Origin of the sequence: Allorhizobium ampelinum S4, assembly GCF_000016285.1 — a bacterium.
Lineage (GTDB): Bacteria > Pseudomonadota > Alphaproteobacteria > Rhizobiales > Rhizobiaceae > Allorhizobium > Allorhizobium ampelinum.
In genome coordinates this window covers 1956976-1971533 of the sequence record NC_011989.1, presented here as the reverse complement: position 1 = coordinate 1971533, position 14558 = coordinate 1956976, and the positions used below count along the sequence as shown (strand labels likewise).

General features: G+C 58.0%; 11 protein-coding genes. 2 read left to right on the top strand and 9 right to left on the bottom strand.

Annotated elements, in window-relative coordinates; all coding sequences use genetic code 11:
* Nucleotide 1: 1 nt before the first annotated feature.
* From AVI_RS09405 to AVI_RS09395, 3 genes are all read right to left on the bottom strand, one after another.
* A complete protein-coding gene (locus AVI_RS09405) occupies nucleotides 2-925 on the bottom strand; it encodes a carbohydrate ABC transporter permease (protein WP_085946626.1) in 924 nt (307 codons plus the stop codon).
* Between the two features lie 7 nt (nucleotides 926-932).
* Nucleotides 933-1835, bottom strand: coding sequence for a carbohydrate ABC transporter permease (locus AVI_RS09400; RefSeq protein ID WP_015916130.1), 903 nt, complete (start codon nucleotides 1833-1835; stop codon nucleotides 933-935).
* Nucleotides 1836-2091: 256 nt separating this feature from the next.
* Complete coding sequence (locus AVI_RS09395; RefSeq protein ID WP_015916129.1) at nucleotides 2092-3327, bottom strand: ABC transporter substrate-binding protein; 1236 nt, start codon at nucleotides 3325-3327, stop codon at nucleotides 2092-2094.
* Nucleotides 3328-3746: 419 nt separating this feature from the next.
* Between AVI_RS09395 and AVI_RS09390 the strand changes: the two genes are divergently transcribed.
* Nucleotides 3747-4796 (top strand): LacI family transcriptional regulator, encoded by a 1050-nt coding sequence (locus tag AVI_RS09390; protein WP_015916128.1) that lies wholly within the window; start codon nucleotides 3747-3749, stop codon nucleotides 4794-4796.
* 35 nt (nucleotides 4797-4831) lie between these two features.
* Here AVI_RS09390 and AVI_RS09385 read toward each other — a convergent pair whose 3' ends face one another.
* The 6 genes from AVI_RS09385 to ccoG form a co-directional block, all read right to left on the bottom strand.
* On the bottom strand, nucleotides 4832-5683 hold the full coding sequence (locus AVI_RS09385) for an MBL fold metallo-hydrolase (RefSeq protein WP_015916127.1): 852 nt from the start codon (nucleotides 5681-5683) through the stop codon (nucleotides 4832-4834).
* A 74-nt stretch (nucleotides 5684-5757) separates the two neighbouring features.
* The gene (gene gndA / locus AVI_RS09380; protein WP_041698004.1) at nucleotides 5758-7188 is read right to left on the bottom strand and encodes an NADP-dependent phosphogluconate dehydrogenase; all 1431 of its coding nucleotides are present in this window, start codon (nucleotides 7186-7188) and stop codon (nucleotides 5758-5760) included.
* Between the two features lie 137 nt (nucleotides 7189-7325).
* The gene (gene ccoS / locus AVI_RS09375) at nucleotides 7326-7475 is read right to left on the bottom strand and encodes a cbb3-type cytochrome oxidase assembly protein CcoS (protein ID WP_015916125.1); all 150 of its coding nucleotides are present in this window, start codon (nucleotides 7473-7475) and stop codon (nucleotides 7326-7328) included.
* Nucleotides 7472-9835, bottom strand: a complete 2364-nt coding sequence (locus tag AVI_RS09370; RefSeq protein ID WP_015916124.1) for a heavy metal translocating P-type ATPase — start codon at nucleotides 9833-9835, stop codon at nucleotides 7472-7474. The genes ccoS and AVI_RS09370 overlap by 4 nt, the downstream gene beginning before the upstream one ends.
* Nucleotides 9832-10326, bottom strand: coding sequence for a FixH family protein (locus AVI_RS09365; RefSeq protein WP_015916123.1), 495 nt, complete (start codon nucleotides 10324-10326; stop codon nucleotides 9832-9834). The genes AVI_RS09370 and AVI_RS09365 overlap by 4 nt, the downstream gene beginning before the upstream one ends.
* A complete protein-coding gene (gene ccoG, locus AVI_RS09360) occupies nucleotides 10323-11909 on the bottom strand; it encodes a cytochrome c oxidase accessory protein CcoG (protein WP_015916122.1) in 1587 nt (528 codons plus the stop codon). The genes AVI_RS09365 and ccoG overlap by 4 nt, the downstream gene beginning before the upstream one ends.
* A gap of 185 nt (nucleotides 11910-12094) precedes the next feature.
* Between ccoG and AVI_RS09355 the strand changes: the two genes are divergently transcribed.
* Entirely contained in the window at nucleotides 12095-14554 is a 2460-nt protein-coding gene (locus AVI_RS09355) for a heavy metal translocating P-type ATPase (RefSeq protein ID WP_015916121.1), read from the top strand.
* The last annotated feature ends 4 nt before the right edge of the window (nucleotides 14555-14558 follow it).

Below are 14558 nucleotides of genomic sequence, written 5' to 3'. Positions count from 1 at the left end.
TTTACCCCTTCACAGCGCCAGCGGCGATACCGCGCACAAACAGGCGCCCAGAGACGAAATAGATAATCAGGGGAACGGCGCCCGTTAAAATCGTTGCGGCCATGTTGACGTTGTATTCCTTCACGCCCTGAACCGAATTGACGATATTGTTGAGCTGCACCGTCATCGGGTAATATTCAGGCCGGGTGAACACCACGCCGAACAGAAAATCATTCCAGATGCCCGTGACCTGAAGGATCATCGCCACAACGAAGATCGGCAGCGACATGGGCAGCATGATGCGGAAATAGATTTGCCAGAACCCTGCCCCATCCACCCGGGCAGCCTTGAACAATTCCTCGGGCAGCGAGGAGAAGTAATTGCGAAACAGCAGCGTCAGGATCGGCATTCCGAAGATGGTGTGCACAATCACCAGCCCAGACAGCGAGCCATAGATGCCCGCTTCACGTAAGATAATGACAATCGGATAGATCATCACCTGATAGGGAATGAAGGCCCCCACAACCAGCACCGCGAAAAACAGATTGGCCCCTTTGAACCGCCAGTTGGCGAGCGAATAGCCGCTGACAGAAGCAATCAGGATCGAGATCAGCATTGAGGGAACGGTAATACGCACCGAATTCCAGAACCCACGCGACAGGCCATCGCAATTCAGACCCGTGCAGGCTTGGCTCCACGCTTTCACCCATGGTTCAAAGGTGATTTCCACAGGCGGCGAAAAGATATTGCCCATGCGGATTTCCGGCATACCCTTCAGCGAGGTCACCACCATCACGTAAAGCGGCAAGAGATAGTAGGTAGCCGCCACAAACAGAATGCCATAGAGTATGATGTTGCGCGGTGAAAGCGTACGTTTTGGCTTGGCACCCTGAGGCCCATCTCTCAGGCGCTTTTCGGTGTTTTTGAAATCCGAAGGTTTGATAATGGAACGATCAGCCACGCTTGCGCCCTCCAAATTCCAGATAGGCCCATGGGATGACAATAATGGCGACAGTGAGCAGCATCATGGTGGAGGCAGCAAAGCCCTGCCCCAGATTTTGCGCCTGAAACATATAGTCATAAACATATTTGGCAGGCACTTCCGAGGCAATGCCGGGTCCGCCGCTGGTTTGTGCCACCACCAGATCATAGACCTTAACAATGCCGCTGGTGATGATAACCACCGTGGTGATGAACACCGGGCGCATCATGGGAATGATGATCAGCAGATAGGTTTTCCAGGTCGGAATGCCATCAACGCGCGATGCCTTCCAGATATCCTCATCAATGCCGCGCAGGCCCGCCAGCATCAGGCACATCACCAGACCCGTGCCCTGCCACAACCCGGCAATCAGAATGCCGTAGATCACGATGGACTGGTTATAGAGCGGATCGAAATTAAAATTGGTGAACCCCAGCGAGCGGATAACCGATTGAATGCCGAATTCAGGATTGAGAATCCACTGCCACACCAGACCCGTCACAATGAAGGACAGGGCAAAGGGATAGAGAAATATCGTGCGAAACACGTTTTCAAAGCGGATTTTCTGATCCATCAGCGCCGCCAGCACAAAGCCGATGACAAGACTGAAGAGAAGCGACAGCACACCGTAGATTGCCAGATTTTGAATGGAAATAATCCAGCGCGCCGAACTCCACAGGCGGTCATACTGATCAAGGCCAACAAAATTCAGCCTCGGCAAAAGCTTGGAATTGGTAAAAGAATAAACGACCGTCCATAGACTGCCACCGAAGAAGATCACTGTCGCGATCAGGATCATCGGGATCGATGCAATTTTTGCATTCAGATTGCGCAGCCACCGTGTGGGTCGCGTGGTTTGGCCCTTGGCCATCATCAGAGCAACCTCCTCTTCTCACAGCGTCAAAAATAAAACTGAATATGTGCGTCGGTACATCAAAGCGGGCGGTAAACCCGCTTTGATCACACCTCCGCCTCAAAGCTCTCCGACGTCATGCTCGGCCTTGTGCCGGGCATCTGCTGCCGTCCAATTTCAGAAACAACGTCAATGACATAGTTTTGTGGCGACAGACCCTCGGGAGAAGCCCGAGGGTGACGACAGATGGAGAGACTGGCTTTTAAAAATGGCAGTGTCAGTCTGCGCTGGAGATAATTTCAGCGTAACGTTTCTGCGCGGCTTCGGGTGTCATGGCGGGGTTGGCAAAGAACTGTGAAAACAGGTCTTCTTTTTGCTTTTGCGTATCAGCAGAGAGCAATTGGTCCGTGCTCGGCAGCACATTGCCCTTTGCCAAAATGGCCAGACCTTTCTTCATGCAGTCATTGGCAGCAGCCAAATCCACATCGCCGCGAATAGGCAATGAACCCTTCTTCAAATTAAAGGCAACTTGCGTTTTCGGATCAACTATCGTCTCGGCAAGCACATCCTGCGCCTTGGATTTTGCAGCATCCTTCAGCTTGGGGAAGTAGAATGCATCACCATTTGCCGTGAGATATTCATTCATGCCAAGACCCGGCAGGCAGGAATAGTCTTTACCCGCCACCTGCCCGGCAAGCTGGAATTCGCCTTGCGCCCAGTCACCCATAAGCTGACCACCGGCTTTTCCGGTAATGACCATATTGGTGGCCTGATTCCAGTCCTGAACATTGGTGCCCAGAGAAAGCTTTCTCGCTTCTTCTGCTGCCTGGAAGATTTTTGCCATCTCCGGCCCAGCCACAACTTTGGCGTCCTTGTCCTTGTAGGCTTTCAGGTACAAGTCCTTGCCACCGTGAGCAATCAACAGGTCATCAAAAACAAGGTTGGCCTGCCATGCCTGCCCGCCAAGCGCCAATGGCTGAATGCCTGCCTTTTTCAAAGCGGGGCCAGCGGCCACAAACTCGGTCCAGTTCTTAGGAACCTCAACGCCAGCTTTCTTAAAGGCCGCATTCGACAGCCAAAGCCACTGCGAGGAATGGATATTGACTGGCGCACAGTATATTTTGCCATCCAATGTGCAGCTATCCAGCAGGCTGGCGGGTTTGATCACATCTTTCCAGTGACCCTTGGTGGCCACATCCGTCAAATCGCGCATCAAACCGGCCTCCACCAGCTCCTGCGCTTGACGGCCATGGTTGAACTGGGTCGCCCCCATTGGGTCACCACCGGTGATACGGCTGATCATGATCGGTCGTGCCGTGCCACCAGAACCGGCAATGGCGCCATCGACCCATTTGTTGCCGGTCGCGTCAAAAGCTTTTGCCAGCTCCTTGACCGCAGCCGCCTCTCCCCCCGAAGTCCACCAATGGGTCACTTCCAGATCGGTCGCGCTGGCCATGCCGAGCGGCAAGGCCACAGTGGCTGCCAATGCAGCCGCAATGCACCGAATTATCATTGAGTCTCCTCCCTCACTGAAACGTTGCCGGAAAAACCTAAGTCAATCTTCTTGAGGACGCAACCGGGAATTAGAAATTTTTTATTCAACCTTTTTTGCACCTGAAATTGCGCCCACCATAAATCGGAAAAACATCCCGAAAATCAGGATTTATCGCAATGCAGTCTGATATTTTAGGCTGTTTTTCCTCAATAAATAGATTTTCCTTCGCAAATGCGAAATAGGTTGAGCTGACTCAGCACCTGCAATGATTGTAATTCATCTGAAAAAATATCCCGAATTAGCGCTCGACATTTTTACTGTATCGTTTCAGAATTTAGAACGCATCGACCTTTCGTCCGGTGACGGTTCCCGTCACAGACCTCCTTGCCGAAACTGAGTATTGGAGTGTAGAAATAGACTTTACTGGCGGACATTTCATGAATGATGAGCGAAGACCAGGCCTGAAAACGGCCTTACATGCAGGGGCCGTACATGAGGGGAAGGGCGAACGCCCTACCCTCAAGACCATTGCCTTCCTGACCGGGCTCGGCATTACCACGGTATCGCGCGCGTTGAAGGATGCGCCGGATATCGGCGCCGATACCAAGGAGCGGGTGCGGATGGTGGCGCGGCAATTGGGCTATCAGCCCAACCGTGCGGGAGTGCGCCTGCGCACCGGCAAGACCAATGTCATCGCCCTGGTGCTCAGCATCGATGAAGAAATCATGGGTTTCAGCAGCCAGATGGTTTTCGGCATTTCCGAAGTCTTGTCAGGCACGCCTTACCATATCGTCGTCACCCCGCATTCCCATAGCAAAGACCCGATGCAGCCGGTGCGCTATATTCTTGACACCGGTTCGGCGGATGGGGTGATTATTTCACGCACCGAACCCGACGATGCCCGCATCAAGCTGCTGACAGAGCGCGGCATGCCGTTTGCCGCCCATGGCCGCACGGCATCCGGTCTCATCCATCCGTTTCACGATTTCGACAATGAGGCCTTTGCCAGCCAGGCGGTAAAGCGCCTCGCCGAGCGTCATCGGCGGAGGATCGCCTTGTTACCGCCGACCGACAAGTTGACCTATTACCGCCATACCCATGATGGCTTTGTGGCCGGCATCCGTGAGGCCGGTGCTGAAGAAGTGCCGGTTTCCGTCAATATCGATGGATCGCTCGAGGAGATCCGCAACGCGATAGAAGCACTGATGCGCTCACCAGAGGCCCCAGACGGAATCATCTGCTCTTCCAGCAGCGCCGCGATCGCCGTCAACGCCGGTATTGATGCCGCGAACAAGAGGCTGGGCCTGGATGTTGATCTCGTATCCAAGCAATCGGTGCCAATCCTCAAGTGGATACGTCCTGAAATCATCACCGCCAATGAGGATGCGTTGATGGCCGGACGCGAACTCGCCAAGGCGGTGATTGCCAGCATCGATGGCGTGGAGCCGCATCTGCTGCAAAGCATCAGCCAGCCTGTGTGGTCCTGAACCAATAACCCGCCAACAGGAATCTTGGCCGTTGATCAGAACGGGATACAAACCCCGTCCCTGGCGATGACCAATGGTCCATGCCAGACGGTAGAAAGCGCACGGCGCCAATCCGCCTCGCCAAAAGCCGGATCATCGGCAGGAATGAGATGATTGAGCACGAGCTTTTTCACGCCCGCAGCACTCGCCAGCCGTCCGGCATCTTCGGCAAGCGTGTGCGATGCGTAGAGATGCTCCCGCAGGCGAGCACCATTGCCAGTTCGGGCAACGATGTTCTCCACGCCGTCCGGCAACATGGCCTCATGAACGAGAATGTCGGCCCCGGCTGCAAACTGTGCCAGCGGCGGAAAATAGGCAGTATCGGACGACAGCACGACCGTCTTTTCGCCGTAGGAAAACCGCAGGGCAAAGCATTCCGTCACGGGTGGATGGTCAACGCGCAATGCCGACACCGTCAAGCCGTTTTCGTCGAAAATCGGCCCTTCGCCATATTCGACGATGGTAATCAATTCCGCCGGATCCGGCCTGCCCTCATCTTCGATTCGCGTGCGGATGTCATAGTCAAGCGAGGCGAGAAACCCCTGCCATAGCTGCTGCGTGCCCAAAGGCCCATAGACGAGCACCGGCGTTGCAAGCCCCGTCGTCCAGGCCGTATGGAGAAGCCCACCAAGCTCCAATACATGATCGGAATGGAGGTGGGTAATGAATATAAGATCCAGTTCTTTCAACGACATGCCCGTCTCCACCACCCCGCGTGTTACGCCAAGGCCGCAATCGACAACAATGCGGCGTCCGCCGAGTGTGAGCAGCATCGATGTTGGATTGGGGCCGCCGGGGCGGATCGCCGGGCCGCCCTTGCTGCCCAGAATGACAAGATGATCGTTCATCGAAACAACGCCCTCAAAAAAGCCCCGCTGCGGTGAAGCAGCGAGGCATTGCTTTTATTGCAAAACCGTTGGGATCAGTAGATCGCTGCACCGCTGCCCCAGGGGCCGTGCGGATAATCCTTGCCGTCCACCCGCGCAAAACCGTGTGCGCCAAAGAAGTCGCGCTGCGCCTGGATGAGGTTGGCGGTGCCGCGACCGCGACGGTAGCTGTCAAAGTAGGACAGTGCCGAGGAAAGGGCCGGAACCGGCAGGCCGGAAAGGGCTGCGTAGGAGACGACGCGGCGAAGGGCTGCATCGCTATCCTTGACCATTTTCGAGAAGGCCGGTGTGACGATCAGGTTTGCCACGTCAGGGTCCTTGGTAAAGGCCGAGGTGATTTCGTCGAGGAATTGCGAGCGGATGATGCAGCCTTCCCGCCAGATTTTCGCAATCGTCGGCATCGGCAGCGACCAGCCGAATTCCTTGGAGGCCGCAGCCATCACCGCAAACCCCTGGGCATAGGCAGCGATTTTTGCCGCCAGCAGCGCGCTTTCCAGATCGGCTAGGAAAGCCATGCCGTCATGCGGCTTTTCGACGGGTTTCGGCAGGCCGAAAATTCCTTCCGCCGCAACACGCTCCTGCTTTTGCGAAGACAGGACACGTCCCGCCACAGCGGCCTCGATGCCGGTCGCGGCAATGCCGAGATTCTGCGCTTCGATCACCGACCATTTGCCGGTGCCTTTCTGGCCTGCGGCATCGACGATGACATCCACCATCGGATTGCCTGTGATCGGGTCCTTGGCCTTCAGCACCTTTTCAGAGATTTCGATCAGGTAGGAATTCAGGCGGCCCTTGTTCCACTGGCCGAATACATCGCCGATTTCGCTGGCCGACATCCCAAGCCCATCGCGCAGGATGCCATAGATTTCGGCAATCATCTGCATGTCGGCATATTCGATACCATTATGGATGGTCTTGACAAAATGACCGGCCCCATCATTGCCGAGCCAGGCCACACAGGGGTCACCATTGAACTTGGCGGAAATCGAGGTGAGAACCTTTTCGACCCGCTTCCAGCTTTCCTCCAGGCCGCCGACCATGATCGAAGGGCCGTGACGCGCGCCTTCCTCACCACCGGAAACGCCCATGCCGATAAAGGTCAGGCCGCTATCCTTCAGATTGTCGAAACGGCGGATCGTGTCGCGGAAATTGGCATTGCCCGCATCGATCATGATGTCATTGGCCGAAAGATGCGGCTTGAGCAATTCCATCTGCTGATCGACGGCGTCGCCAGCCTTGATCATGATGATGATCGGGCGCGGTGGGCGAATGGCGGCCACAAACTCCTCGATTGTGTCGCAGCCGATGATATTGCCGGCAAGGTCGCCCGCCTCGCCGATGAATTCATGCGTGCGCGCCGGTGTCCGGTTGAAGACCGCGATGCGGTTGCCTTTCTCGGCAATATTGAGCGCCAGGTTCGATCCCATAACGCCAAGGCCGATCAGTCCGATTTCCGCCTGCTGCATAACCATGCTCCATTTCATTCAACCAAAAACGACAGCGCTGTTTTGGCACTCCTTTGGCAGGGGAGCAAGATGCAACATGAAATGGCACAGACAAGGATGCATGACGGCAGATGCATAAATGATCGGCAAATCAACGATCAAGGATGGTCATCGTCATCAGTGATCACCCGCCACGCCGCGCCATCCATATCCTCGTATTGGCCGCTTTTCAGCGACCAGAGAAAGGCGGCAAGCCCTATGCCACCCATCAAAAGCGCGATGGGAATGAGATAGATCAGCATGTTCATGCGGCTATTCCCAGCGGTTTGCGGTTCGATGCGGGTTGAAGGGCATGAGCGTCGGCCTTGCGGGTAAATCCGCCCAACCCGTTCAGCCGCAACGCATTGGCCACCACGATGATCGAGGAGGTCGACATGGCGACGGCGGCAATCAGCGGTGTGGCATAGCCCAGCAGAGCGACCGGCACGGCCAGCACGTTATAGCCGATTGCCAGCACGAAATTCTCGCGGATCAACTGCCCTGCCCGGCGGGAGACGTTTATGGCAAAGGGCACGGCATCCAATCCCTCATGCATGAAGACAAAGTCGGCGGCCTGGCGCCCGACATCGGCTGCCGTGGCTGGTGCCATGGAGACATAGGCAGCCGATAGCGCTGGCGCGTCATTAATGCCATCGCCTACCATCAACAGATGCTGCCCGGCCTCGTCCGCTGACGCGCAAAACTTTGCCTTGCCGGATGGCGAGAGTTCGGCCTCTGCCGCGTCGACGCCAAGCCGTGCAGCGAGCGCTTTCACCACCGGCGTCCTGTCTCCCGAAAGGATCGTGACCCTCATGCCCTCGGCCTGTAGCCCGGCAATAACCTCCGCTGCACTAGGGCGAAGGCTGTCTTCGAAGCGGAAACAGCCGAGACTGTAACCATTCAGCGAAAGAATGACTTCCGACAGAGCCGGACCATCGGCCTCACCCTCGCCTGAGCCGAGTGCAAAGCGGCGGTTTCCAAGCCGGTAGCGCCCTTCCGCCGCGTCGGCCTCAACGCCGCTACCCGGAATTTCCGTCACACCGGAGAAATTGCGGATTGCCCCGGCTGCGTAATTGGATGAGGCGCTGCGCCACAGGGACTGTGACAGCGGATGACGGGAATGAGCAGCAAGCCCGGCGGCGATGGAGATCATGCCGGGGCTGGCCTTGTTGATATCGACGGGCATGGGGCGGCCAAGCGTCAGCGTGCCTGTCTTGTCGAACGCGACGGCATCCACCTTGGCCAGGCGCTCCATGGCCGAGCCGTCCTTGACCATGATGCCGCGCTGGAACAGCTTTCCGGCTGCTACCACCTGCACGACCGGCACGGCCAGACCCAATGCGCAAGGGCAGGTAATGATCAGCACGGCAATCGCCACCATCAGGGCATGTTTCCAGTCGCCGTCATAAAGCCCCCAGACGATGAAAGAGGTGAGAGCCAGCAGATGGACGACAGGCGCATAGAGCTGCGAGGCGCGGTCGGCTATGCGGCGGTAATGCGCCTTGCCACCCTCCGCCGCCTCCATCAGCCGGATGATTTCCGACAGGAAGGAATCGCGTGCCTGTGCCGTCGCCTTGACGGTCAGCGATCCTGTGAGGCTCAGTGTTCCTGCCTGCACGGCGTCACCAGGCCCCACGGTTTGCGGCGCACTTTCACCATTGACGATGGAGACGTCGAGATCGCTGGTCCCGGCGATGACGGTGCCATCAAGCGCGATACGCTCGCCCGCGGAAATGGCGACATGTTCACCCACCTTGATATCATCCACCAGCCGGTATTCCCGGCTACCGTCTGCGCCGACAACAGTGGCACCGCGTGGATTGAGCCGCGCCAGACCGCTGATCGCCGAACGGGCGCGGTCGCGCATCATATGGTCCAGCGCCCGGCCGATCAGCAGGAAGAACAGTAGCGACGCCGTCGCATCGAAATAGGCGTGTTCGCCGTGATGAATGGTTTCCCACAGCGACGAGAAATAAGAAAGCGAGATGCCGATGGCAATCGGCACATCCATATTGGTGCGCCGGTGCCGAAGTGCCGTCCAGGCCGATTGATAGAAGAACCGCCCACCATAGATCAGGGCCGGGGCGGCAATCAGTGCCGAAATCCAGTGGAACAGATCCCGCGTCGATGCATCCGCACCGGACCAGACGGAGACAGACAGCAGCATGATATTGGTGGCGGCAAAGCCGGTAACGGCGACGGCCCGGATCAATTGTTTCAAGAGCAGATCGGAGGCCAGATCCTGAGGCGTGAACAGGTGGCAGCTATAGCCGGTAGACGCAATGGCGCGCGCAAGCTCCGCCGGATCGAACCCGCTATCGTGCGTAAATGGGCCTGCTTCCCGGTCGATGAACGGCCCTTCCTCTGCAACCCTTGTCCGCCAGACCACGCCGACGCGCCGAGTGGAGAGGTTGACGCGGGCGCGCTCGACAGCAGGCAGACGCTTCAAGGCCGTCTCGATTTTGGTGATGCAGGCGCCGCAATAGACGCCGGGTACGCTGAAATCCACCTGGGTCAACCCCTCGCCCAGATCCCGGCTTGCCAGCCGGATTTCCTCCGAGGATGGCAGCAGCGCCCCTGAGCGTTCCAGGTCGAGGGCCGCTTCCGAGCCCGCCGCGCAGCAGCTCATTTTTCACCCCCGATGACAGCCATACGGTTGGCTTCATGCATGACCAGCTGCCCATCACGCGTTGCAATGGTCTCGACGATCCAATGGCCATCATCAACAGGATGGTCGCCGGTGAAGTGTCCGGGACCGGCTGGCTTCAGCATGACGGTGAAATCCTGATGCTCACCGACCGGGCGCTTGAAATTGGCGACCACCTGATCGGCAATCACAGGACCCTTGCCGGGAATGGCGAGATCATAGGCAATGGCCCCCTGCTTTATCGTCATCGTTCCCTGGATGCCCGTATCCAGCAGCTTGCGGATTTGCGCTGTCGTGTCGTTGAATTGCTGGCTGGCGACATAGGTGTTTTGCACCACCATGCCACTCCAGCTATGGCCCGCATACCAGGCCATGGTCAGGTTGACCGTGATGATCACCCCAAAGAAGGAGCAGATTGTCGCCAGCATGTGCCAGCCTGTGAAAGTAAAGGTTTTGGGGCTGTCAGCACTCATTTTTTCTCTCCAGATCCGTTGCCGGGACCGTTAAATGTAGCCTTGTAGATGGCCTGCTCGCTGGAATTCGGATCACTGACGATAAAGCGGAATGGCTCGGAAGCCTCCGTCACGTCACGACCGGCAAGCGTGACGTAGATCTTCAGCGTGGTCGCCTCATCCGGTTCCGCCGTGACGATGATCGACCGACCGGGCTGGTCCTGCATGCCGTTGACCTTCATGGTGGCGTCAGGAAGGCCGTCCAGCGTCACCGTCAGGTCGCGTGGTTGCGGGATCATGTTGAGCAGCCGCACCGTATAGCCGTTTCGGATCGCGCCACTCGATTCGAGCACATACTGCGGATTGCGGTCATGCAGCACGTTGATGTCCAGCCTGTCGCGGGTCATCAGCGCAAACAACAGGCCGCCGCCGACGGCTGACCAGACGGCTGTATACAGCAAGGTCCGGGGCCGGAAAATCACCCGCCAGTCGAAATGCCTGATGGAATCGACAAAGCTGCCATCGGCCTTGCGGACCCGGTCGGGATCGATCGACTGGGTGCCGTTATCGGTCGCCAGCGCCATATTGGATTGATATTCCTCCAATGTCGCATAGGCGATCAGCCCACGCGGCTTGGCAAGCTTATCCATAACCCCATCGCAGGCATCGATACAAAGCGCGCAGGTGATGCATTCCAGCTGCTGACCTTCGCGGATGTCGATGCCCATCGGACAGACCACCACGCAGGCATTGCAATCGACACAGTCCCCGACAGTCTCACCGGCTGCGGCGACTTTCTTGGCGTGACGGGTCCGTGGCTCGCCGCGCCAATCATTATAGGTCACGACCAGCGACTTTTCGTCCAGCATGGCGCCCTGAATGCGTGGCCATGGACACATATAGATGCAGACCTGCTCGCGCATCAGCCCGCCGAACACATAGGTTGTGGCGGTGAGGATGGCGACAGTGACATAGGCAACGCCGGCGGCCTGACCGGTGACGAACTCCTTCAGCAAGCTCGGCGCATCGGCGAAATAGAAGATCCACGCGCCGCCGGTCAGCACGCCGATGATGATCCAGGTGACATGCTTGGCACCCCGTTTCCAAATCTTGGACGGGCTCCAAGGCGCGCCGTCCAGCTTGATGCGGGCATTTCGGTCGCCTTCCAAAAAGCGCTCGACCACCAGAAACAAATCGACCCAGACCGTCTGCGGACAGGTATAGCCGCACCAGGCGCGCCCGACCGCTGACGTGACCAGGAACAGGCCAAACCCCGCCATGACCAGCAGGCCCGCGACAAAGAAAAACTCCTGCGGCCAGATCTCGATGAAAAAGAAGTAGAAGCGCCGATGCGCCAGATCGATCAATACCGCCTGATCCGGGGCATAGGCACCACGATCCCAGCGCAGCCAAGGCGTGAGATAGTAAATCCCAAGCGTAATGGCCATGATCAGCCATTTGAACTGCCGGAAACGGCCCGAAGCACGCTTTGGAAAGATCTTCTTGCGGGCTTCATAGAGCGGCCTGCGAATTTTGGCGGAATTCACCGGCTCGGCGGTAAAACGCTCAACATCCGGTCGTGTCTCTATCCCATTGCTCGTCATAACGGCACCTCTCGTTATCAGAGGTTTTTCACGTCCCGCCCTTTGTAACCTTGACTTAAGTCAAGCTGCGGCGATGCGCCTCAAACAGCAGCCCTCGCTATGGTGAGATTTCTCCAGTTCACGCCTTGACCTTCCCATAGTGGGAAGCCTTATCTATGGCTGGCAGCCGGATAGGAACCAGACCGATGAATGCCAGCAACACCCTTGAAACCACCATCGCTATCGATGGCATGAATTGCGCTTCTTGCGTGCGGCGGGTCGAAAAGGCGATTGTCGCCGTGCCGGGCGTATCGTCTGCCTCGGTCAATCTGGCCAGTGAAAAGGCAAGTGTGCAATTTTCCCAGCAGCCGGATCTCGCCGCCGTGCTGGCAGCCATTCAACAGGCCGGTTATGCGCCGCGTATCGAGACCCAGGAATTGGACATAGACGGCATGAACTGCGCCTCCTGTGTGCGGCGCGTGGAAAAAGCCTTGGCCGCCGTGCCAGGCGTCAGTTTAGCTGCGGTCAATCTGGCAACCGAACGCGCTACCGTGACTGTCACCGCAGACACGGATAGACAGACCCTCGTGGCTGCCGTTGAACAGGCCGGTTATCACATTCGCAAACCCGCCAATCCGGAAGCGCCGTCCGACCCCCTGCCCGATCAGCGCGCTGATGAGACGCATCGCTTGACGCGGATGACTGTGATTGCCTTTCTCCTGACTCTTCCGGTTTTCATCATCGAAATGGGGTCGCACCTCATTCCTGCCCTGCATGTCTGGGTGATGAACACGCTTGGCATGCAGACCAGCTGGGTGCTTCAGGCCCTGCTGGCCGGGCTAGTGCTGTTTGGTCCTGGCCTCACATTCTTTCGCCGTGGCGTGCCGAACCTGATAGGCCTTCATCCAGATATGAACTCGCTGGTGGTGCTGGGCGCATCCGCCGCCTATGGCTATTCGCTGGTCGCCACGTTCATGCCGGGGCTGATGCCGCAAGGCACCGTCAATGTCTATTATGAGGCGGCAGCCGTTATCGTCACGCTGGTGCTGCTGGGCCGAACGCTGGAAAGTCGTGCCAAAGGCCGGACCAGCGACGCCATTAAACGGCTGATCGGCCTTAGCCCCAAAACCGCGCGGGTGATCCGGGAGGGCAAGCCTGTTGATCTCGACATTGCCGCCGTTATCGTCGGTGACATCTTGGACATCCGTCCCGGCGAAAGACTTCCTGTCGATGGCGTGGTGATCGAAGGCCGCTCCTTTATCGACGAATCGATGATCTCAGGCGAGCCGGTTCCGGTGGAAAAGGCAGACGGCGACGTAGTAACCGGCGGTACAATTAACAAAAACGGCGCCTTCCGGTTTCGCGCCACCAAGGTCGGGGCTGACACGCTGCTCTCCCAGATCATCCGCATGGTGGAAACCGCGCAAGGCTCGAAACTCCCGATTCAAGGGATGGTGGACCGGATAACCGGCTGGTTCGTTCCAGCCGTGATCGCGGCGGCTCTGCTCACCTTCATTGTCTGGCTGTTGTTTGGCCCCACGCCTGCACTCAGCTATGCGCTGGTCAATGCGGTTGCTGTGCTGATCATCGCCTGCCCCTGCGCCATGGGGCTGGCCACACCGACCTCGATCATGGTTGGCACCGGCCGTGCCGCCGAGTTGGGCGTGCTGTTTCGCAAGGGCGAAGCCTTGCAAAGCCTGCGTGATGTCACGGTCGTGGCTCTCGACAAGACCGGCACGCTAACCGAAGGCAGGCCGGAACTGACCGATCTGATGGCGGCAGACGGCTTTTCCCGCGCCGATATTCTGTCCTTCGCAGCCAGCCTAGAGGCGCGCTCAGAACACCCGATTGCCAAAGCCATCCTGGCCGCTTCCGAGGCTGAACAAGCGCCTCGCCAGATCGCAACCGATGTTGTTGCAGAGCCAGGCTACGGTATCAGCGGTATCGTCTCCGGCCATCAGGTGCTTGTTGGTGCCGACCGGGCGCTGACCCGGCATGGCATTGATCTCTCGCCATTTGCCGAGGACGCCGAACAACTCGGTTTGGACGCAAAAACCCCGCTCTATCTGGCAATTGATGGCAAACCCGTGGCTCTGATGGCCGTCGCCGACCCGATCAAGGCAACCACACCGGCGGCAATCCGCGCCTTGCATGACCTTGGCCTCAAGGTGGCGATGATCAGCGGTGATAACCGCCGCACTGCGGAGGCTATCGCCGCCCGCCTCGGCATCGACACGGTGATTGCCGAAGTCCTGCCCGACGGTAAGGTTGCGGCAATTGCCGGTCTTCGCAAGGATGGAAGCAAGCTTGCCTTCGTTGGCGATGGCATCAACGATGCCCCGGCCCTGTCCGCCGCTGATATCGGCATCGCAGTTGGCACCGGCTCCGATATCGCCATCGAAAGCGCCGATGTCGTGCTGATGTCCGGCGACCTGCAAGGCGTGGCGCGGGCGATCTCCATCAGCAAGGCGGTGATCCGCAATATCGGCCAGAACCTGTTCTGGGCCTTTGCCTACAATGTCCTGCTGATCCCGCTGGCGGCTGGTCTGCTCTACCCCGTCAATGGAACATTGCTATCGCCGATCTTCGCCGCCGGTGCGATGGGACTGTCCAGTGTCTTTGTGCTGACCAACGCGCTCAGGCTGCGCAAGTTACGCCCGGCGTGAAGGC

Coding starts and splice junctions, on each gene's coding strand:
- AVI_RS09400 (WP_015916130.1), bottom strand. CDS start 1,835: ATGATGGCCAAGGGCCAAACCACGCGACCCACACGGTGGCTGCGCAAT.
- AVI_RS09395 (WP_015916129.1), bottom strand. CDS start 3,327: ATGATAATTCGGTGCATTGCGGCTGCATTGGCAGCCACTGTGGCCTTG.
- AVI_RS09390 (WP_015916128.1), top strand. CDS start 3,747: ATGAATGATGAGCGAAGACCAGGCCTGAAAACGGCCTTACATGCAGGG.
- AVI_RS09385 (WP_015916127.1), bottom strand. CDS start 5,683: ATGAACGATCATCTTGTCATTCTGGGCAGCAAGGGCGGCCCGGCGATC.
- gndA (WP_041698004.1), bottom strand. CDS start 7,188: ATGCAGCAGGCGGAAATCGGACTGATCGGCCTTGGCGTTATGGGATCG.
- ccoS (WP_015916125.1), bottom strand. CDS start 7,475: ATGAACATGCTGATCTATCTCATTCCCATCGCGCTTTTGATGGGTGGC.
- AVI_RS09370 (WP_015916124.1), bottom strand. CDS start 9,835: ATGAGCTGCTGCGCGGCGGGCTCGGAAGCGGCCCTCGACCTGGAACGC.
- AVI_RS09365 (WP_015916123.1), bottom strand. CDS start 10,326: ATGAGTGCTGACAGCCCCAAAACCTTTACTTTCACAGGCTGGCACATG.
- ccoG (WP_015916122.1), bottom strand. CDS start 11,909: ATGACGAGCAATGGGATAGAGACACGACCGGATGTTGAGCGTTTTACC.
- AVI_RS09355 (WP_015916121.1), top strand. CDS start 12,095: ATGAATGCCAGCAACACCCTTGAAACCACCATCGCTATCGATGGCATG.